This is a genomic window from Bradyrhizobium sp. FW305-F6 (assembly GCF_058782905.1).
Genome location: NZ_JBYSYD010000004.1, coordinates 430,062 through 448,786 on the forward strand (window position 1 = coordinate 430,062; position 18,725 = coordinate 448,786).

Below are 18,725 nucleotides of genomic sequence, written 5' to 3' on the forward strand. Positions count from 1 at the left end.
GGGGAACGGCAAGATGACGCAGGCAGGCCGTTGTCTTGAGAGCGATTTGCAACAAGGGTTGTGCTTACGCTGCAGCGATCTGCTTTTCGCCGTGCCGTTCCGACAGCGTGAAAATCTCGACGCCCGTCGCCGTCACGCCGACCGAATGCTCGAACTGCGCCGACAGCGAGCGGTCGCGGGTGACCGCGGTCCAGCCGTCGGAGAGAATCTTCACATGCGGCTTGCCGAGATTGATCATCGGCTCGATGGTGAAGAACATGCCGGGCTTGAGCTGGACGCCCTCGCCGGGCCGGCCGACATGGATGATGTTCGGCTCGTCGTGGAACATGCGCCCCAAACCGTGGCCGCAGAAATCGCGCACCACGCTCATGCCCTGCGGCTCGACGAAGCTCTGGATGGCATGGCCGATGTCGCCGGTGGTGGCGCCGGGCTTCACCGCGGCGATGCCGCGCATCATCGCTTCATAAGTGACCTCGATCAGGCGCTCGGCCTTGCGCGCAATCGGGCCGATCGCATACATCCGGCTGGAATCGCCATACCAGCCGTCGACGATGAAGGTGACGTCGATGTTGACGATGTCGCCTTCCTTCAGCGGCCGGTCGCCGGGCATGCCGTGGCAGACCACGTGGTTGAGCGAGGTGCAGGTCGAGTAGCGGTAGCCGCGATACATCAGAGTCGCCGGATAGGCGCCGTGGCTGAAGGCGAAGTCGCGGACGAATTCGTCGATTCTGGAGGTCGGCACGCCCGGCCCGACGATGTCGGTGAGCTCGTCGAGGCATTTCGCCACCAGCGCACCCGCCTTGCGCATGCCCGCAAAGGCGCTCGGCCCATGCAGCTTGATCTGTCCGGTCTTGCGCAGGGAGGTCTCGGTGGCTTCGACGTAGCTCATGCGGATGCGGTCGTCCTCGATGTCGGTGGGAAGGCTTGATTTCAGGCCCCAATTTAATGATTGGCGGCCTTCATGCAAGCCGAGCCGACCGCCCCTGGCCCGAAAGCGTCCTAATTCGGGACTTCTACGGTGGTTTCCACCGGCAGGGCGCCGCCTCGGATGCGGATTTCGCGGACGGGATAGGGAACCCGGATGCCCTCGCGCTTGAAGGCGTCCCAGAGCTCCAGCATCACGTCGCTCTTGACCTTGTCCATGCCGTCGGGGTCGGCGATCCAGAAGGTCAGCGAGAACTTCATCCCGGCTTCCGCGAACTCCGTCAGGATGCAGGTCGGCGGCTTGCCCTTCTGGGCGCGGGGATGGGCGGCGGCGGTCTCGGCAGCGAGCGTGCAGACCAGGCGGGGATCGGCATCGTAATTGGTGCCGAAGGCGATCTTCACCAGCGTGTTCTTGTCGGTATAGGTCCAGTTCACGACCTTCTGCGTCACCAGATCCTCGTTCGGGACCAGGAATTCGCGCCCGTCGCCGGCAGCGACGGAAATATAACGCGTCTTCATCGCGCTGATCCGGCCGGTGTTGTCTCCGATCGTGACGAGGTCGCCGGGTTTCACCGATTTGTCGGCGAGCAGGATGATGCCCGAGATGAAATTGGCGACGATCTTCTGCAGGCCGATACCGATGCCGACGCCGACCGCGCCGGAGAATACCGCGAGTGCGGACAGGTCGATCCCGACGGCGCCGAGCGCGATCACGACCGCAACCGTGAGCAGCCCGATGCGGATGATCTTGACCAGCAGCACCTGCACCGACGGCGTGAGGTCGGTGGTCGAATTGATGCGGCTCTCGGCGAAATTGCTGGCGATGTTGGTGAGCCAGAGTGCGATCAGCAGCAGCGCGCCGGCCTTGAGCGCCAGCAGCGGGGTCAGCCTGAGGCCGCCGAGCACGATCGCGAAGGAATCCAACAGGTCGACCGTCGCGTCGAGCTGGCCGACGATGGAGAGCGCAGCGATGAACCAGGCCGTGATCGACACCAGCTTGACGATGAAGGCGTTGCGCAGCACCGAGGTCACGAGCCGGATCGCCAGCCAGGCGAAGCCGAGCTTGGCGGCGACCATCAGCAGATAGGAGCGGCTCGGCCAGGTCGCGTGATACATCACCACGCGCGAGACGATCACGAGTAGCGTGAACACCGCCGTCGAGGCGCTGGCGACCATCACCCGGATGAAGTGCCGGAGCGGCAGCGGCAAGCGCATCGCCAGTGACGTCATGTCGACACGGCTGCGGATCGCGGCCTCCGCGGCATAGGCGATGCCGGCCGCGGCCAGGATGAGACCGAATTGCAGGTAGAACCACGGAGAGGAGATCTCCGCTCCGACGCTGCGTGCGGTGGTCTGCACGAACTCCATGAAGTCTTTGAGGTCCATGTCCATCGGTCTCGTCGGCGGGCGGAGGAAGAATTGATTCGAGGGCGCCGGACAATCCCACAACGGGCGCGGCCGGGCCACCGATACACCGTGAAGTGAAGCGCGTTAAGGCCTCAAAACGAGGGCAGATCGCAGCGAACCACGGAAAATGGGTTGGCGCACGAGTCCGCCGACGATAAGGATGCAATCCCAGCGATTTTTACCTGGAAGGTGGATGGCTTCCCTCGACTCCGTCAGCATCGCCATACTGCTCGGCGCCGTCCTCGTCATGGCCGGCATCCTCTCGAGCCTGCTCGCGTTGCGCTTCGGCGCGCCCTTGCTGCTCGTCTTTCTTGCGATCGGCATGCTCGCCGGCGATTCCGGCCCTGGCCAGCTCCAGTTCGACGACGTCCGCACCACCTATCTGGTCGGCTCCGTCGCGCTCGCCCTGATTTTGTTCGACGGCGGCCTGCGGACGCGCTTTGCCAGCATCCGTACTGTGCTCGCCCCGTCCGTGATGCTCGCGACCGTCGGCGTGCTGCTGACCGCCCTCGTCACTGCGCCGTTCGCGAAATACGCGCTCGATCTCAACTGGTCGGAATCGCTGCTGGTCGGCGCCGTGGTGGCCTCGACCGATGCGGCCGCGGTGTTCCTGCTGGTGCACACCCAGGGCCTGCGCCTGCGCCCGCGCGTCGGCGCGACGCTGGAGGCCGAATCCGGCACCAACGACCCGTTCGCGATCTTCCTGACGCTCATGCTGGTGGAATACATCTCGATCGGCTCGAGCTCGCCCGGCCATGTGCTGGTGGAGTTCATTCAGGAGGCGGTTCTGGGCGCCATCGTCGGTGTCATCGGCGGGCGCCTGGTCGTGGTCGCCCTCAACAAGGTGGCGCTGCCGCAGGGCCTGCATGCCCCGTTCGTGGCCACAGCTGCCCTCGTGATCTTCGGTGGCTCGCAGATCATGCACGCCTCCGGCTTCCTCTCGGTCTATCTCGCCGGCATCATCATCGGCAACCGGCCGACGCGTGCGCATAATTCGGTGGTGACGTTCCTCGACGCGGCGACCTGGCTGGCACAGATCGTGATGTTCGTTCTGCTCGGCCTTCTGGTCTCGCCGAGCCGGTTGGGTGACAGCATCGTGCCGGCCGTCGCCGTCGCGTTCGTCCTGATGCTGGTGGCGCGGCCGATCGCGGTGTTCGTGTGCCTTTGGCCATTCCGCTTCAACTGGCGCGAGCGAATCTTCATCGCCTGGACCGGCCTGCGCGGCGCGGTCGCGATCTTCCTCGCCTCGATCCCGATGCTGGTCGGCCTGTCCAAGGCCTATCTCTATTTCGACGTCGCCTTCGTCGTCGTCATCATCTCGTTGCTTCTGCAGGGCTGGACCCTGGCCTTCGCCGCGCGCAAGCTGCACGTGGCGCTGCCGCGCGCCGAGCGTGGCCCGCGCCGCGTCGAATTGGATCTGCCCGGCCAGCTCGAGCAGCAGCTGGTCGGCTATCCGGTGCGGCCCAAGAGCCTGTATTTCCGCCGCGGCCTGATCCCGTCCTGGTCCAAGCCGACGCTGGTCATCCGCAACGAGCACATCCTGACGCCGACGGAGGCCGATCCTGTCGCGCCCGGCGACTACATCTACCTGCTGGCGCCGCCTGAGAAGGCCGAGGCGCTCGACCGCTTCTTCGTCGACATGCAGCCGAGCTCTGCGCCCGATCCGCATCTGCTCGGCGACTTCGTGGTCTCCGGAGAGCACACGCTGGCCGAGCTCACCGCGATCTACGGCGTGGCGGTGAGCGAGGAAACGAGCAAGCTGACCCTGGCCGATTATTTCGACGTCCATCTCGACCACGCCCCGAAAGAGGGCGCCGAGCTGCCGCTGGACGAGATCGTGCTGGTGGTACGCAGCATCTCCGGCGGCCGTGTCAACCTCGTCGGCCTGCGCCTGCCCGAGGAGGACGAGACCCCGCCACAGCTGACGCGCACGCAGGCGCTGCGCAGGAAGCTCGCGGATGTGTGGGCGTCGGTGGCGGGGGTCTAGCGACCCGCTCGCGTCCGGGGCACGAAATCCGCCGCAGCCATGCGCTCTACGCCAGCACCTTCACCCCGCCGAAACTCGTCACCCGGCCCTGCTTCAGCATCACGATCTGGGTGGCGAGCTGGCGCAGCTCGGCGACGTCGTGGCTGACATAGACCATCGGAACGTTGGCCTCGTCGCGCAGCCGCACCAGATAGGGCAGGATCTCGAGCTTGCGGCCCTCGTCCAGCGCGCCGAGCGGCTCGTCGAGCAACAGCAGGCGCGGCTTCGACAGCAGCGCGCGGCCGAGCGCGACGCGCTGGCGTTCGCCGCCGGAGAGCTTTCCGGGACGGCGATCCCTGAGCGCGCCGATGTCGAGCAGGTCCACGACCCGCTTGTGTTGCGCGGGATCCGGCGCAAGGCCGTTCATCCGCCGTCCATAGTCGAGATTCTGCGCGACGCTGAAATGCGGAAACAGCCGCGCGTCTTGGAACACATAGCCGATGCGGCGGCGATAGGTCGGCACATGAATGCCGGCGGCGGTGTCCTCGACGGTTTCGCCGTCGATCACGATGGTTCCGCGGTCGGGCCGCAGCAGCCCTGCGATCATGTTGACCAGTGACGTCTTGCCGGCGCCCGAGGCGCCGAACAGGCCGATGGCACGGCCTTCGCTGGCGAAGGATGCCTGCAGGGAGAATTCGCCGAGCTGCTTTTCGATGTCGACGCGCAGCATGGTCAATTCCCGTGCAGCCGCGCGGTGGCGCGCCGGGCGAACCATTCTGCCGCGATCAGCGCGCCCAGCGCCAGCATGATCGAGACGATCACCAGCCGTCCCGCAGCGGCGTCGCCGTCCGGCGTCTGGATCAGCGAGTAGATCGCCGAGGAAATCGTCTGGGTCTCGCCGGGAATGTTGGAGACGAAGGTGATGGTGGCGCCGAACTCGCCGATGGCCTTGGCAAAGCCCAGCACCATGCCGGCGAGCACGCCGGGCAGCGCCAGCGGGAGTGTCACCGTGAAGAATACTTTCCACGGCGCGGCGCCCAGCGTCTCGGCCGCCTGCTCGAGGCGGCGGTCGATCGCCTCGATCGACAGCCGCATCGGCCGCACCAGCAGCGGAAACGCCATCACGCCGCAGGCGAGCGCAGCACCGGTCCAGCGGAACGAGAAGACGATGCCGAGATGATCGGCGAGAAATCCGCCGACGAGGCCCTTGCGGCCGAAGGTCAGAAGCAGGAGATAGCCGGTGACGACCGGCGGCAGCACCAGCGGCAGATGCACCACGGCGTCGAGCAACGACTTGCCCCAGAAGTCATGGCGCGCGAGCAGCCAGGCCAGCGCAATGCCGAACGGCGTTGCCACCAGCGTTGCGATGACGGCGACCCTGAGCGAAAGCAGGATCGCCGTCCATTCGGCGGGGGAGATGTCGAGCATCAGTCGAGGATATCAGGTGGTGGGGCTGACCAGGAACTTGAAGCCGTATTTTTCCAGGATGGCCTTGGCCGCCGTCGAGCGCAGGAAGGCGAGATAGTCGTTCGTCTCCGGCTTGGCCGTCGCGGTCGCGGCGACCGGATAGACGATGGCGGGATGCGAGTCCGCCGGGAAGGTGCCTACGATCTTCACGCCGGGCTCGACCTTGGCGTCGGTCGCGTAGACGATGCCGAGGGCCGCCTCGCCGCGTGCCACCAGCGTCAGCGCCGCGCGCACGCTCTCGGCCATGGCGAATTTCGGCTCGGCGGCCTGCCAGGCTCCGAGCCTTTCCAGCGCCGCCTTGGCGTATTTGCCTGCGGGCACCGACTTGACGTCGCCGGTCGCGATCCTGCCGTCGCCGGCGAGTGTGGCGAGATCGAAACCTTGCGCGATCGTCACGCTGTCGACCCTGGAATCCTTCGGCGCGATCAGCACAATGCTGTTGCCGAGCAGATTGACCCTGGAAGCCTCGTTGATGGTCTTCTTCGAGATCGCATAGTCCATCCAGTCGGTGTCGGCGGAGACGAACACGTCGGCCGGCGCACCTTGCTCGATCTGCTTGGCCAGCACCGAGCTTGCGGCATAGCTGACGCTGAACTTGACGCCGGTCCTGGCGGTGTAGGCGGCGTCGATCTCGTCGAGCGCGTTCTTCATCGAGGCGGCGGCGAACACGGTGATGGTCTTGTCCTGAGCGCTCGCAGGCGAGAAGCTCGCGCCGGCCAGGATGACGAAGGCGGTGAGAAGTCCTGCAATACGAATCATAAATAGCGCTCCGTGCGAGCTTGCGCGGACTATGCACGCGCAAATCTGGCGTTGACGGTTTGATGCGACGAGCGGACGCGCTGTTCCACGGCGCCACGGTGGCTTACGGCCAGCGTGGGATATCGCAACTGCGAAGATAGCAGGCCCGTTCGGAAGGTCAAACCAGATGCGTCATCCCGGGCTCGCTTCACGCACCGGGACGACGGCGGTGGGCGAGGCGATAGCTTGCCCTTACGGCTTCGCGTCGCCTGCGTTCAGCACCGCCTTGCAGGCCAGCGGCATCTGCGCCAGCGTCATCGGCGGCTTGGGCTTGGGCGGCTCCGGCGGCGGCTTGGGGTGCAGCACCGCGTCCGAGAACCAATAGGCGAGATCGGCGGGCTTGCAGCCTTCGTCCTCGGGCTGCGAGGGCTGGCTCTCGCATTCGGCGGCGCCCGCCGGGCAGCGCATGCGGATGTGGAAGTGGTAGTCGTGGCCCCACCAGGGGCGGATCTTCGACAGCCAGGCGCGGTCGCCCTTGGCCTCGCGGCACAGCGCCTTCTTGATCGCGGCGTTGACGAAGATGCGCTGCACCGCCGGCTCCCGCGCCGCATCGCGCAGCACCAGGACATGGCCAGGCGTGAACACCTTCGGATCGACGTCGAGCCGGTCCGGCCGCACCATCATCACCGCCGACATCTCCTCGCGCTCCTCGCGCGAAAGCCGGCGGTCCGGCATCGGCGTCAGCCAGATGTCGGCGTCGAGGCCAATCTGGTGGCTGGCATGGCCCGACAGCGCCGGCCCGCCGCGCGGCTGGGCGATGTCGCCAACGAGGATGCCGGGCCAGCCTGCGTCCTTGTGCGCCTTCGCGGCGAGCCGCTTGATCAGCGCGATCATGTCGGGGTGACCGTAGCTGCGGTTGCGCGACAGCCGCATCACCTGCCAATGCGCGCCGTTGACCGGAATTTGCTCCGCGCCGCCGATGCAGCCCCTCGTGTAGGAGCCGATCACGTGGGCGGGTCCCTTCGACGGCAGCAGCTTTCGCGCGAACAGCTCCTTGGCGGCCACGTCGGGGTCGTTCGGATTGGCCAGCGGCGGCAGCGGCTTCGGGGTCACGCTGCCCTTGTCCTGCGCCAGCGCGTTGCCGGCGGTCAGGAAGGCGAGCAAAAGCAGGAGGATGGTGATGCCGCGGCGACTCATGCGACGCCCTTATAGCCCAAGATGGAGCCCAGCGCCGCATCTGGGTCAAGAACGGGGCTTCGAAGCCGCCGCCGGCTCACCGTCATGCCGAATCGTGTCTCGGCCGGCCGTTTCTTAAGAGTGCAATAACCGTATCCTGCATTGACCAAAATTCGTGCGCGCGAGGCAGGAGTATTCGCGGCTCGCATGCAATCGCGCGCGATTCGGGAACTGATTCAATCGCGCGCGCAATTTTGCGCCGGATCGATCGCTGATTGCGGCGCCGGACCCGGTCCGAGCACGCCCGCCGCCATGAGCCGCGGCGCGCAAACAGGCAAGCAGGCTGCGCCTCGCGCGAAACGCCCCGGGCAAGATTACTTTTTTTTCAGACACTTGCCCCAAAGCTGGCGGCCGCAAGCGCGACTGGGACGAGTGAAGTTGAGTTTGGAGTCTCGAAAAGCAAAAAAGCGAAAGCATGGCGTGCTTACCCGCGCCGGCCGGAAAGCGCGCAAGCGGCGCTTCGCGCGCGCGCGTGCCCTCTCCGGGCGCGACGAAGTCCTGCGCAGCCGCGCCGAGGCGGAAGCCGCGATCGCCAACGCGCACAGATCCCACGAACGCCTGCGCCAGGCCATCGATATCCTGCCGCAGGGCATCGTGTTTCTCGATGCCGAAGGTCGCTACGTCCTCTGGAATAAGAAATACGCCGAGATTTACAGCAAGACCGCCGACCTGTTCGAGGAAGGCGCCCGCCTCGAAGACACGCTGCGCATCGGCGTCGCCCGCGGCGACTATCCCGAGGCCGTCGGTCACGAGGACGAGTGGATCGCCGAGCGGCTGCGAAAGCTCTATCAGCCCGGCGCGCGGCACGAGCAGACGCTGTCGGACGGCCGCGTCATCCTGATCGACGAGCGCCTGACCGACGACGGCGGCGTCGTCGGCCTGCGCGTCGACATCACCGAATTGAAGCAGCGCGAGGCGTCGTTCCGCCTCCTGTTCGACGGCAACCCCGTGCCCATGATCGTCTGCGCGCTGGACGACGAGCACATCATCGCCGTGAATGACGCCGCGGTCGCGCATTACGGCTACAGCCGCTCCGAGTTCGAGCGGCTGAAGATCCGCTCCTTGCAGGCCTTCGACAGCGAGCCGCCCTGGATCGCCGACGCGGACGGCGAGGAACAGGCCGGCCGCACCTGGAAGCACGTCAAGGCGGACGGCGCGCTGATCGACCTTGCGATCTATTCCCGCGAACTGACCTATGCCGAGCGTCCTGCGGTTCTGCTCGCGCTGATGGACATCACCGAGCGCAAGCGCGCCGAGGCGCGGCTCGCCTTCATGGCCCAGCATGATGCCCTGACCGGCCTGCCCAACCGCAGCCTGCTGCGGCAGCAGATGGACGAGATGCTGCTGCATACGCGGCGCAGCACCGACAAGGTCGCGCTGCTGATCCTCGGGCTCGACAATTTCAAGGCGGTCAACGACACGCTGGGGCATGCGGTCGGCGACAAGCTCCTGCGCGGCGTCGCCAAGCGGCTGCGCTCCACCTTGCGCGAGGAGGACGCGCTGGCGCGACTCAATTCCGACGAGTTCGCGATCATCCAGAGCGGGCTGGCGCGCCCCGAGGACGCGGTGATGCTGGCAAAGCGGCTGCTCGAGGCCATCGCCGATCCCTATCTGCTCGACGGCCATTCCGTGGTGATCGGCGCCTCGATCGGGATCGCGATGGCGCCGGGGGACGGCGATGATTCCGAGAAGCTGCTCAAGAGCGCCGACATGGCGCTGTCGCGCGCCAAGCTGGATGCCCGCGGCAGCTTCGCCTTTTTCGAGGCTGCGCTCGACGCCAAGGCGCAAAGCCGGCGCAAGATCGAGGTCGAGCTGCGCGAGGCGATCCAGAACGACGTGCTTCGCCCCTATTACCAGCCGCTGATCGACCTCTCGAGCGGCCGCATCACCGGCTTCGAGGCGCTGGTGCGCTGGCCGCATGCCGAGCGCGGCATGGTCTCGCCGGCCGAGTTCATCCCTGTCGCCGAGGAGACCGGCCTGATCAATCCGCTTGGCGGGCAGATGCTGCGCCGGGCCTGCCTGGATGCCGCGGCCTGGCCCGACGACGTTCGGGTCGCCGTCAACCTGTCGCCGCTCCAGTTCCGCAGCGGCAATCTGCTCTCGGTGGTGACGGACGCGCTGAAGCATTCCGGCCTGCCGCCGCGCCGGCTCGAGCTCGAGATCACCGAGACGCTGCTGCTGGAGAAGAGCGCGCAGGTGCTGGCGACGCTGCACGCGTTGCGCGCGCTCGGGGTGCGCATCTCCATGGACGATTTCGGCACCGGCTATTCCAGCCTCAGCTATCTGCGCAGCTTTCCCTTCGACAAGATCAAGATCGACCAGTCCTTCGTGCGCGATCTCGCCGCCAATCGCGAGGCCCAGGCGATCATCCGTTCCATCGTCAGCCTCGGCAAGGGCCTTGGCGTGACCATCACCGCCGAAGGCGTCGAGACCGAGGCCGAGCTGAGCTGCCTTCGCGCCGAGGGCTGCCATGAGGGCCAGGGCTTTCTGTTCAGCAAGGCCCGGCCGAATGCGGAGATCGTCAGCCTGCTGGCGGCGCAGCGCGGCATCGACGGCGACGAGGACGCCGCGCTGGTGGCGTGAGCACGCAATGCGCGCACCGGGGTGCAGCGCGCTTTCGCCTCGCTCCTAAGGAAAGACGTGGAAAGATTTCACGCTGCCCGCAGTCCGGCCAGAAACGTATCCACGCTTCGGATCAGCGCCGAGGCATGTTGCCCCAGCTCACCCGTTGCAACCATGACGTCGCCGGCCAGCGCGCGGGACTGGTCGGCGGACTGGCTGGCGCCGGCGACATTGGCCGAGACGTCCGTGGTGCCGGCCGAGGCCTGCTGCACGCTCTGGGCGATCTCCCGCGTTGCCGATCCCTGTTCCTCGACCGCGGAGGCGATCGTATTGGCGATGCCGCTGATCTCCCGGATGGTGTCGCTGATGCCGGAGATTGCGGTGACGCAATTTCCGGTCGCGGCCTGGATTGCCGTGACCTGGCTCGCGATCTCGTCGGTCGCCTTGGCGGTCTGGCTCGCCAGCTCCTTCACTTCGGCGGCGACCACGGCAAAGCCGCGGCCGGCTTCGCCCGCGCGGGCGGCCTCGATCGTGGCGTTGAGCGCGAGCAGGTTGGTCTGGCTGGCGATTTCGCTGATCAGCTTCAGCACGTCGCCGATGCGCTCGGCGGCGGTGGCAAGGCTCGTGACCATCTCGGTCGTCTCCGCGGCCTTGCGGACGGCGCCGCTCGCAACTTCGCTGGAATGGGTGACCTGACGGCCGATCTCGTTGACGGATGAGGCCAGCTCCTCCGTCGCGGCCGCGACGGCGTTGACGCTGGCCGAGGCTTCCTCGGAGGCTGTCGCTGCGGCGGAAGCGCGCTGCGAGGTACCGTTGACGCTGGTGGTGATCTCGCCGGCAACGCTCTGCATGCCCTCGGTCGCCTTTGCCACCGCGGCAACCACGCCCTTGACGTCGGCCTCGAAGCGGTCGGCCATCTGGCGCTGGAGCGTCTGTTTCTCGACCTCGGACCTGACCCTGTCCGCTTCCTGTGCTTCGCGCAGAGCGTCCGCCTCCAGCATGTTGCGGCGGAAAACGTCCACCGCCTTGGCCATGGTGCCGAGTTCGTCCCTGCGTTCGCTTCCGGGAATGGTGACGCTGGTGTCGCCGCTGGACAGCCGGTTCATGACCGCGGTGATCGCGGTGAGCGGCCGCGACAGGCCGCGCCCGAGCAGCAGCGCCAGCATGATCGTGACGGCAAGGATCGCAGCCGTACCGAGGATCAGGTTGCGCTCGGCCGTGGCGAAGGCGGCCTCATATTCGCTCGTATCCTTGATGATCTCGAGCACGCCAACCGGCGCTCCCGCGTAGTTCTTGATCGGTCCGGCATAGACCTCGACCGGATGACCGTCGAGTTCGGCCTCATGCCGGACCGCCGAACCGTCGACTGCGTTCTTCAGCTGATCCGGCGTGGTGACGACCGTGTTGCCAAACGTTGACGACAGCTTGTTCAGGTTCTTGCCGTCGAGCGAGTAGACCGCGAGGTCGATGCCAAAGCGCTTCTTGGCCCGGTCGACGAACTCCTTGCCGAAGGCGGCGCCGATATCAACGTTGGCGAAGCTTTTGCCGTCTCGCATGATCGGTGTCATGCCGAAGATGCCGAGCGCCTCGCGCCCCGGCTCGACGCCGACGATCTGGCGGCCGCCCTTGATCGCCTCGACCACGGTCTCGCGGCGCGCCGAGACGTCATCGCCGAACACCTTGGGCGCATGCACCCGGTAGAATGCGACAGCAGGCGGAACCTGAAAGGTGATGAGCGGGATACCCTGCGCCTTCAGCGATTTGTTGGCTTCGCCGAGCAGTGCGGCCAAGCTGTCCCGGTCGCCCTTCGCTATCGCATCGCCGACCGGCGGCAGCGCCGCGATCACCGCGGAGACGGCCAGTGCCGAGCGCCCTTCATAGTCGATCGCCGCGATCACGCTCTCATATTGCAGCTTGAGCTGCTGATCGAGCGCCATCCGCGCCAGCGCCCGCTGCTGGGTGATCGAGAAGCCGGAGAGGATCGCGCAGGCCACCGCCACCGTGAGTGCGATGGCGAGGATCAGGCGGACGGCAATCGACTTGATCTTGAACATGAAGAATTCCCGGGTATTTCCAAATTTTGCTTTTGTGGGAATGCTTTCAGAAATTGCTTAACAATGAGGGCGGACGGCCTCCGTGTTTTCACGGAGATGCTGCCATCGATTTTGCATGACTCAATGCAACCGGCGCATGGAGCCCTGTGGTTCGCGGTGGCAAAGGCAACGCGCGCGGTCGTTCCTGCAGGTGTCGAATGCACGTCGCGGATTACAAGGCTTGATCCGACTCGTAAGTGGCACGTCGCAACCTGAGATTGGGATGGGAGCGCTGGCTAGCTCGTGAGAATGGGCAGGAAACGACTCCCATCGAATCCATCGTGTCAGGCCGCGGCGCGGCCGAGATCGAGCGCTGGCCGGCGCTTGGTCGGAAAGCTCAGCGCCACCGCGACCGCTGCAAGCCCGATCGCGAACGAACCGACGTGCAGCCATGTGTATTGCTGGAAGCTGTCGAACACCAGCCCGCCGGCCCAGGGCCCGAGCGCCATGCCGAGGCTGGCGAAGGCCGACACCGCGCCGAACACGGTGCCCATGATGCGCGCGCCGAAGAATTCGCGGACCAGCACCGCATACAGCGGCATCACCCCGCCATAGGCGAGGCCGAACACCACCGAGAGCGCGTAGAACTCGCCGAGTTGCGCCACTGCGAGATAGGTCGCGATGCACATCGCCTGCAAGAGCAGCCCGCCGACCAGCACGGGCTTGGCACCGATTCGATCGGCAGCCGCGCCCAGCAGCAGGCGGCCGCCGAGGCCCGAGACGCCGGCCACGCTGTAGACCGTCACCGCCGTGAGCGGGGCGATGCCGCAGACCATCGCATAGGACACCATGTGGAAGATCGGGCCGGAATGCGCGGCGCAGCAGGCGAAATGCGCCGCGGCGAGCGCGACGAATTGCGGCGTGCGCAGCGCCTGCGCCGCCGTGAGGTCGCCTCCCGGAGCCGTGTCCGGCGTTGCGGGACCGGTCGCGACCGGCGCCGGACGCACCAGGAAGCAGGCGGGGATCAGAAGCGCCCAGGCGGCGATCCCGATCACCAGCATCGCGGTGCGCCAGTCATAAGCCGTGATCAGCCAGCTTGCGGTGGGCGCCACCGTCACCGGCGAGACGCCCATGCCGGCGGAGACCAATGCCACCGCAAGGCTGCGGTTCTTCTCGATCCATGCGCTCGCGAGCGCCATCATCGGCGCGTAGAAGCTGCCGGCGGCGATGCCGATCAGGACGCCGAAGCACAGCTGGAACTGCCACAGCTGCGTGGCCTGGCTCGCGGTGACGAGACCGAGCCCCAGCAGCAGGCTCCCCGCGAGCACCACGATGCGGGTGCCGAAGCGGTCCGACAGCGCGCCCCACAGGAACGCGGCAAATCCCATGCAGAGGAAATCCAGCGTAGCCGCCGCCGACACCCCGGCGCGCGACCAGCCCATCGCCTCCGAGATGGGCTGCAGGAACACCGCCAGCGACAGCATCGTGCCGAACCCGACACAGGTCATCAGCGCGCCTGCGGCGACCACGACCCAGCCGTAGTCGAAGCTCGACGGTTTGCTCATGCGTTTCCTCGGCGCTCTTGGTCTTGTTGGCGGTGCGCGGGAGGGATGGTGGCCCATCGGGCGGCGGAGGGCAAGCAGGGATGCATTTGCACGGAGTCTCGCGAGAACAATTGCCGGTTTTTGATATCATCGAGGGCGAACCACGATCCTTGGTGCTAGTAGATGACCGAAGCCGTCATCCGTGCTGCCGTTGAACATGATCTGCCCGAGGTGCTGAGCCTCTACCGGCAACTGCATCCGCACGATCCTCCGTTGGAGACGACTGATGCCGAGCGGGTCTGGTCGCACTTGCTCGCATCCGGCTTCACGACGGTGATCGTGGCGCAGACGGCGGAGCTGCTGGTCGCTTCGTGCACACTCGCGATCGTGCCAAACCTGTCGCGAGGGGGCCGGCCGTACGGAGTGATCGAGAATGTCGTCACTCACGACGGCTACCGTCGCCACGGGCTCGGCCGACGGGTTCTTGCGGGTGCCCTGGAAATCGGCTGGCAGGCCGATTGCTACAAAGTTCTATTGGCGACGGGCTCGAAACGAGAAAGCACGCTTCGCTTCTATGAGGGAGCAGGCTTCGAGCGGGGAGGCAAAACATACTTCGAGGTTCGCCGCCCCTAGCTCGTAGGATGGGTAGAGCGAAACGAAACCCATCTTACTTCACAAGCAAAATCAAAGCGGGCAAGAACGGCGAGAACCTGCGTTCGTCCGCTTGAGCGATGGGTTTCGCAAGGGCTCAACCCATCCTACGTGCTTATCTGCGGGGCGAGAGCAAGGCGCGTTGCTTCCGGAGGCTGACACGGCCAGTCGGCAATGATAGCATGCCGCTCGTCACCGGCCTGCGATGTTGCTTTCATGAAGCGCGCGCCCACGAACGTGCGAGGAGGCAAGTGCGATGAACTGGGGTGCGCTATTTAGGCCGCGCGGGTGCCGCGGGCTTTTCTTGCCCGTCATCTTCGCTTCCGCGCTCTGGGCACCTTTGGCCTGCGCACAGGACGTACGAGGCGCTCCCGGCGAGCCGGGGCCGGTCTTTTCAGATAGCGGCCCCGATGCCGAACTCTACGGCGCGGCCGAGGGTTACCCGGTTGGCAAGCGGGGCGTGCCTCCTCAGCTCGACAGGCTCGTCGGGAGCTACAGCCATTTCGACGACATCAACCCCTCGCGCACGGTTCGTCGCGCAACGGCGCCGTGGCAGTTCAAGCGCGCGCCGGAGCCGTCGATCACGTACAGTTTCGGTACCGAAAAGCTGAGTCTCGCGGACTACCTCGCGCGCAACCCGGCGACGGGACTCCTGATCGCCAGGGACGACACCATCCTCTACGAGCACTATCAATATGCGCGGACCGATCGTCACCGCTTCGTCTCGCAGTCCATGGCCAAGACGCTGGTGGCCATGCTGGTCGGGATCGCGGTCTCGCAGGGACGGATCAAGTCGATCGACGACCTCGTCTCGACCTACGTGCCCGGCCTTGCAGGAACGGAATATGGCAACACATCCATCCGCGCCTTGCTGAACATGTCGTCGGGCGTCGAATTCTCGGAAGTCTATGACGGCAAGGACGACATCGCCCGGCTCGCGCGGGCCCTCTTCACCGGGGAGGCGAAAGACCCCGCGGCGGTCGTCGCGCAGTTCAACAACCGGACCGCACCGCCGGGGACGAAATGGCACTATGCCAGCGTCGAGACCGAGATCCTCGGCCTGGTCCTGCGCGCCGCCACGGGCACGCCGGTCGCCGACTATCTTCACGACCGGATCTGGGAGCCCATCGGCACCGAGGCGGATGCATCGTGGGCGATCGACGGCAGCGGGCAAGAGATTGCGTTCTGCTGCTTCAACGCCACCTTGCGCGACTATGCGCGCCTCGCCCGGTTGCTCGCCCATGACGGCGCCTGGGAGGGGCGGCAGTTGATCCCCCGGCAGTGGCTGCTGGATGCCACGACCGTCAGGCCGGAGGATCACCATCTGGCGCCGCGCGTGGCCACGCCCTATTTCGGCTACGGCTATCAGGTGTGGCTCCTCCCGGGCGAGCAGCGCCGATTTGCCCTGCTCGGCATCCGCGGCCAGTTCATCCTGGTCGATCCAGCCACCAAGCTCGTCATGGTGCACACGGCCGTTCGGAAAAAGCCGTCCGAGCCGGGCGCGCTCCGGGAGCCGCTCGCGTTGTGGTCGGCCGTGCTTCAACAGCTCGGGCAGTGACGACCTGATCGTGTCTTGAACCGCAGATATTCGCGATGACCATGTCGGCGCCGACGGGGTTCGATCGTCCTTGGTCTACAAATCCCGAAAGGTGCAGCGGACGGCTCGGCACACAGGGACGTGATGCCGCATCCCGACTGCAAGAATTGAACTGGAGCATGCCCATGAGGATATCAGTCGAAACCAGCGTAGCTGCCCCGATCGATCGGGTCTGGCAGGCCTATACGACGCCTGCCGACATCGTGAAGTGGAATGCGGCGTCCGACGACTGGCATACGACCAGGGCGACCGTCGACCTGCGCGAAGGCGGCGCATTCTCGTCGCGGATGGAAGCCAAGGACGGCAGCATGGGCTTCGACTTCGCCGGCACCTACACGGGGATCATCGAGCACAAGCGGATCGAATATGCGTTCGGCGACCGGAAGGCCGAGGTCGAGTTCGTGCCGGGCGCGAAGGGCGTTGTCGTCCGTGTCGTCTTCGACGCCGAAACGACGCACTCGGTCGAACAGCAGCAAGCCGGCTGGCAGGCGATCCTCGACAACTTTGCGCGATACGTCGAAGCGAAGAAGGTGTGATCGATCGGGTGCCGACGGACACCCGTCACACCCTGCGATGATGCCACATACCCCTGTTTTGCCCGACACAGCAACTCGATTTCGCAAAAGCGGAAAAGCGCAGTGCCGCCAACGGGGCGGCTACTGTGCATGGGGTTGTTTTCGCGCTTTTGATTTGCCGGCCTCGGCAGCCGGGCCGGCCGGTCCCCAGCCCGCCTCAGCTGTCCACCTTCAGCGCGGCGATGAAGGCTTCCTGCGGGATGTCGACCTTGCCGAACTGCCGCATCTTCTTCTTGCCTTCCTTCTGCTTCTCCAGAAGTTTTCGTTTGCGCGTGATGTCGCCGCCGTAGCATTTTGCGGTGACGTCCTTGCGCAGCGCGCGCACCGTCTCGCGGGCGATCACCTTGCCGCCGATCGCCGCCTGGATCGGGATCTGGAACATGTGCGGCGGGATCAGCTCCTTCATCTTCTCGACCATCGCGCGGCCGCGACCCTCGGCGCGGGTGCGGTGGACCAGCATCGAGAGCGCGTCGACCGGCTCGTTGTTGACTAGGATCTGCATCTTGACGAGATCGGCCGGCTTGTAGTCGGTCAGATGATAGTCGAACGAGGCGTAGCCCTTGGAGACCGACTTGAGCCGGTCGTAGAAATCGAACACGACTTCGTTGAGCGGTAGATCGTATTTCACCATCGCGCGGGCGCCGACATAGGTCAGCTCCTTCTGCGCGCCACGGCGGTCCTGGCACAGCTTCAGCACGCTGCCGAGATATTCGTCGGGCGTCAGGATGGTGGCCTCGATCCAGGGCTCCTGGATCTCGGCGATCTTCACCACGTCGGGCATGTCGACGGGATTGTGGATCTCGAGCTCGCTGCCGTCGGTGAGCTTCATCTTGTAGATGACGCTCGGCGCGGTCGCGATCAGGTTGAGGTCGAATTCGCGCGACAGCCGCTCCTGGATGATCTCGAGGTGCAGAAGTCCGAGGAAGCCGCAGCGGAAGCCGAAGCCGAGCGCGGCCGAGGTCTCCATCTCGAACGAGAAGCTGGCATCGTTCAGCCGCAGCTTGCCCATCGCCGCGCGCAGCGTCTCGAAGTCGTCGGCATCGACCGGGAACAGGCCGCAGAACACCACCGGGATCGCCGGCTTGAAGCCGGGCAGCATCTCGGCGACCGGCTTCCTGTCGTCGGTGATGGTGTCGCCGACGCGGGTGTCGGCGACCTCCTTGATCGCGGCGGTGATGAAGCCGATCTCGCCGGGACCGAGCTCCTCGACCTGCTGCATCTTCGGCGTGAAGAAGCCGACGCGCTCGACGTCGTAGGCGGCGCCTGTGCCCATCATGCGCACGCGCTGGCCCTTCTTCATCGTGCCGTCGACGATGCGCACCAGCACTACGACACCGAGATAGACGTCGTACCAGCTGTCGACCAAGAGCGCCTTCAGCGTCGCGTCGCGATCGCCCTTCGGCGGCGGCAGGCGGGTGACGATGGCTTCCAGCACGTCGGGAACGCCGAGGCCGGTCTTGGCCGAGATCATCACCGCGTCCGAAGCGTCGATGCCGATGACGTCCTCGATCTGCTGCTTGACCTTCTCCGGCTCGGCCGCGGGCAGGTCGACCTTGTTCAGGACCGGGACGATCTCGTGATTGTTGTCGAGCGCCTGATAGACGTTGGCGAGCGTCTGCGCCTCGACGCCCTGGCTGGCGTCGACCACGAGCAGGGAACCTTCGCAGGCCGCCAGCGACCGCGAGACTTCGTAGGCGAAGTCGACATGGCCGGGCGTGTCCATCAGGTTGAAGATGTAGTCCTTGCCGTCCTTGGCGCGGTACGACAGCCGTACCGTCTGCGCCTTGATGGTGATGCCGCGCTCGCGCTCGATGTCCATGGAATCGAGCACCTGCTCCTTGCCCGCCATCTCGCGGTCGGAGAGGCCGCCGGTCATCTGGATCAGGCGGTCGGCCAGCGTCGATTTGCCATGGTCGATATGGGCGACGATGGAGAAATTGCGGATGTTGGAAATGGGGACGGTCGTCATGGGCGCGGGATACCACTCACATCCCCGTGCGGCAACCATATTGCTGTATTTTCAGG

General features: G+C 65.8%; 14 protein-coding genes. 5 read left to right on the forward strand and 9 right to left on the reverse strand.

Annotated features, from left to right (window positions below):
- Positions 1-64 precede the first annotated feature (64 nt).
- Positions 65-889 carry a type I methionyl aminopeptidase gene (map, locus tag AC3WLX_RS26540; RefSeq protein ID WP_291626214.1) on the reverse strand — a complete coding sequence of 275 codons (825 nt, stop codon included), beginning with the start codon at positions 887-889 and terminating at the stop codon, positions 65-67.
- A gap of 110 nt (positions 890-999) precedes the next feature.
- Positions 1,000-2,316, reverse strand: coding sequence for a mechanosensitive ion channel family protein (locus AC3WLX_RS26545; RefSeq protein WP_492338167.1), 1,317 nt, complete (start codon positions 2,314-2,316; stop codon positions 1,000-1,002).
- A 208-nt stretch (positions 2,317-2,524) separates the two neighbouring features.
- Between AC3WLX_RS26545 and AC3WLX_RS26550 the strand changes: the two genes are divergently transcribed.
- Complete coding sequence (locus AC3WLX_RS26550; protein ID WP_492338168.1) at positions 2,525-4,318, forward strand: potassium/proton antiporter; 1,794 nt, start codon at positions 2,525-2,527, stop codon at positions 4,316-4,318.
- Between the two features lie 46 nt (positions 4,319-4,364).
- On the opposite strand, the gene modC is transcribed toward AC3WLX_RS26550, so the two are convergent.
- The 4 genes from modC to mepA form a co-directional block, all read right to left on the reverse strand.
- Positions 4,365-5,027: a molybdenum ABC transporter ATP-binding protein gene (gene modC, locus AC3WLX_RS26555; protein WP_492338169.1), complete on the reverse strand. Its 663-nt coding sequence runs from the start codon at positions 5,025-5,027 to the stop codon at positions 4,365-4,367.
- Positions 5,028-5,029: 2 nt separating this feature from the next.
- Positions 5,030-5,725: a molybdate ABC transporter permease subunit gene (modB, locus tag AC3WLX_RS26560; protein WP_492338170.1), complete on the reverse strand. Its 696-nt coding sequence runs from the start codon at positions 5,723-5,725 to the stop codon at positions 5,030-5,032.
- A 12-nt stretch (positions 5,726-5,737) separates the two neighbouring features.
- Positions 5,738-6,523 (reverse strand): molybdate ABC transporter substrate-binding protein, encoded by a 786-nt coding sequence (gene modA, locus AC3WLX_RS26565; protein WP_492338171.1) that lies wholly within the window; start codon positions 6,521-6,523, stop codon positions 5,738-5,740.
- A 231-nt stretch (positions 6,524-6,754) separates the two neighbouring features.
- A complete protein-coding gene (gene mepA, locus AC3WLX_RS26570; RefSeq protein ID WP_492338172.1) occupies positions 6,755-7,699 on the reverse strand; it encodes a penicillin-insensitive murein endopeptidase in 945 nt (314 codons plus the stop codon).
- A 459-nt stretch (positions 7,700-8,158) separates the two neighbouring features.
- On the opposite strand from mepA, the gene AC3WLX_RS26575 reads away from it, so the two are divergent.
- Positions 8,159-10,321 carry a putative bifunctional diguanylate cyclase/phosphodiesterase gene (locus AC3WLX_RS26575; protein WP_492338173.1) on the forward strand — a complete coding sequence of 721 codons (2,163 nt, stop codon included), beginning with the start codon at positions 8,159-8,161 and terminating at the stop codon, positions 10,319-10,321.
- A gap of 68 nt (positions 10,322-10,389) precedes the next feature.
- Here AC3WLX_RS26575 and AC3WLX_RS26580 read toward each other — a convergent pair whose 3' ends face one another.
- Positions 10,390-12,354, reverse strand: a complete 1,965-nt coding sequence (locus tag AC3WLX_RS26580) for a methyl-accepting chemotaxis protein (RefSeq protein ID WP_492338174.1) — start codon at positions 12,352-12,354, stop codon at positions 10,390-10,392.
- Between the two features lie 323 nt (positions 12,355-12,677).
- Positions 12,678-13,898, reverse strand: coding sequence for an MFS transporter (locus tag AC3WLX_RS26585; protein ID WP_492338175.1), 1,221 nt, complete (start codon positions 13,896-13,898; stop codon positions 12,678-12,680).
- A 162-nt stretch (positions 13,899-14,060) separates the two neighbouring features.
- Between AC3WLX_RS26585 and AC3WLX_RS26590 the strand changes: the two genes are divergently transcribed.
- From AC3WLX_RS26590 to AC3WLX_RS26600, 3 genes are all read left to right on the forward strand, one after another.
- Positions 14,061-14,510, forward strand: a complete 450-nt coding sequence (locus tag AC3WLX_RS26590) for a GNAT family N-acetyltransferase (protein WP_492338176.1) — start codon at positions 14,061-14,063, stop codon at positions 14,508-14,510.
- Between the two features lie 322 nt (positions 14,511-14,832).
- A complete protein-coding gene (locus AC3WLX_RS26595) occupies positions 14,833-16,086 on the forward strand; it encodes a serine hydrolase domain-containing protein (RefSeq protein WP_492338177.1) in 1,254 nt (417 codons plus the stop codon).
- A gap of 164 nt (positions 16,087-16,250) precedes the next feature.
- A complete protein-coding gene (locus tag AC3WLX_RS26600; RefSeq protein WP_492338178.1) occupies positions 16,251-16,661 on the forward strand; it encodes an SRPBCC family protein in 411 nt (136 codons plus the stop codon).
- Between the two features lie 196 nt (positions 16,662-16,857).
- On the opposite strand, the gene lepA is transcribed toward AC3WLX_RS26600, so the two are convergent.
- Entirely contained in the window at positions 16,858-18,669 is a 1,812-nt protein-coding gene (gene lepA / locus AC3WLX_RS26605) for a translation elongation factor 4 (protein WP_492338179.1), read from the reverse strand.
- Between the last annotated feature and the right edge of the window lie 56 nt (positions 18,670-18,725).

Excerpts from the sequence above, each read along its gene's own strand:
- modA (WP_492338171.1), bottom strand. The coding sequence starts at position 6,523 with ATGATTCGTATTGCAGGACTTCTCACCGCCTTCGTCATCCTGGCCGGC.
- modC (WP_492338169.1), bottom strand. The coding sequence starts at position 5,027 with ATGCTGCGCGTCGACATCGAAAAGCAGCTCGGCGAATTCTCCCTGCAG.
- AC3WLX_RS26580 (WP_492338174.1), bottom strand. The coding sequence starts at position 12,354 with ATGTTCAAGATCAAGTCGATTGCCGTCCGCCTGATCCTCGCCATCGCA.
- AC3WLX_RS26600 (WP_492338178.1), top strand. The coding sequence starts at position 16,251 with ATGAGGATATCAGTCGAAACCAGCGTAGCTGCCCCGATCGATCGGGTC.
- map (WP_291626214.1), bottom strand. The coding sequence starts at position 889 with ATGAGCTACGTCGAAGCCACCGAGACCTCCCTGCGCAAGACCGGACAG.
- AC3WLX_RS26545 (WP_492338167.1), bottom strand. The coding sequence starts at position 2,316 with ATGGACATGGACCTCAAAGACTTCATGGAGTTCGTGCAGACCACCGCA.
- AC3WLX_RS26550 (WP_492338168.1), top strand. The coding sequence starts at position 2,525 with ATGGCTTCCCTCGACTCCGTCAGCATCGCCATACTGCTCGGCGCCGTC.
- AC3WLX_RS26590 (WP_492338176.1), top strand. The coding sequence starts at position 14,061 with ATGACCGAAGCCGTCATCCGTGCTGCCGTTGAACATGATCTGCCCGAG.
- mepA (WP_492338172.1), bottom strand. The coding sequence starts at position 7,699 with ATGAGTCGCCGCGGCATCACCATCCTCCTGCTTTTGCTCGCCTTCCTG.
- modB (WP_492338170.1), bottom strand. The coding sequence starts at position 5,725 with ATGCTCGACATCTCCCCCGCCGAATGGACGGCGATCCTGCTTTCGCTC.
- lepA (WP_492338179.1), bottom strand. The coding sequence starts at position 18,669 with ATGACGACCGTCCCCATTTCCAACATCCGCAATTTCTCCATCGTCGCC.
- AC3WLX_RS26585 (WP_492338175.1), bottom strand. The coding sequence starts at position 13,898 with ATGAGCAAACCGTCGAGCTTCGACTACGGCTGGGTCGTGGTCGCCGCA.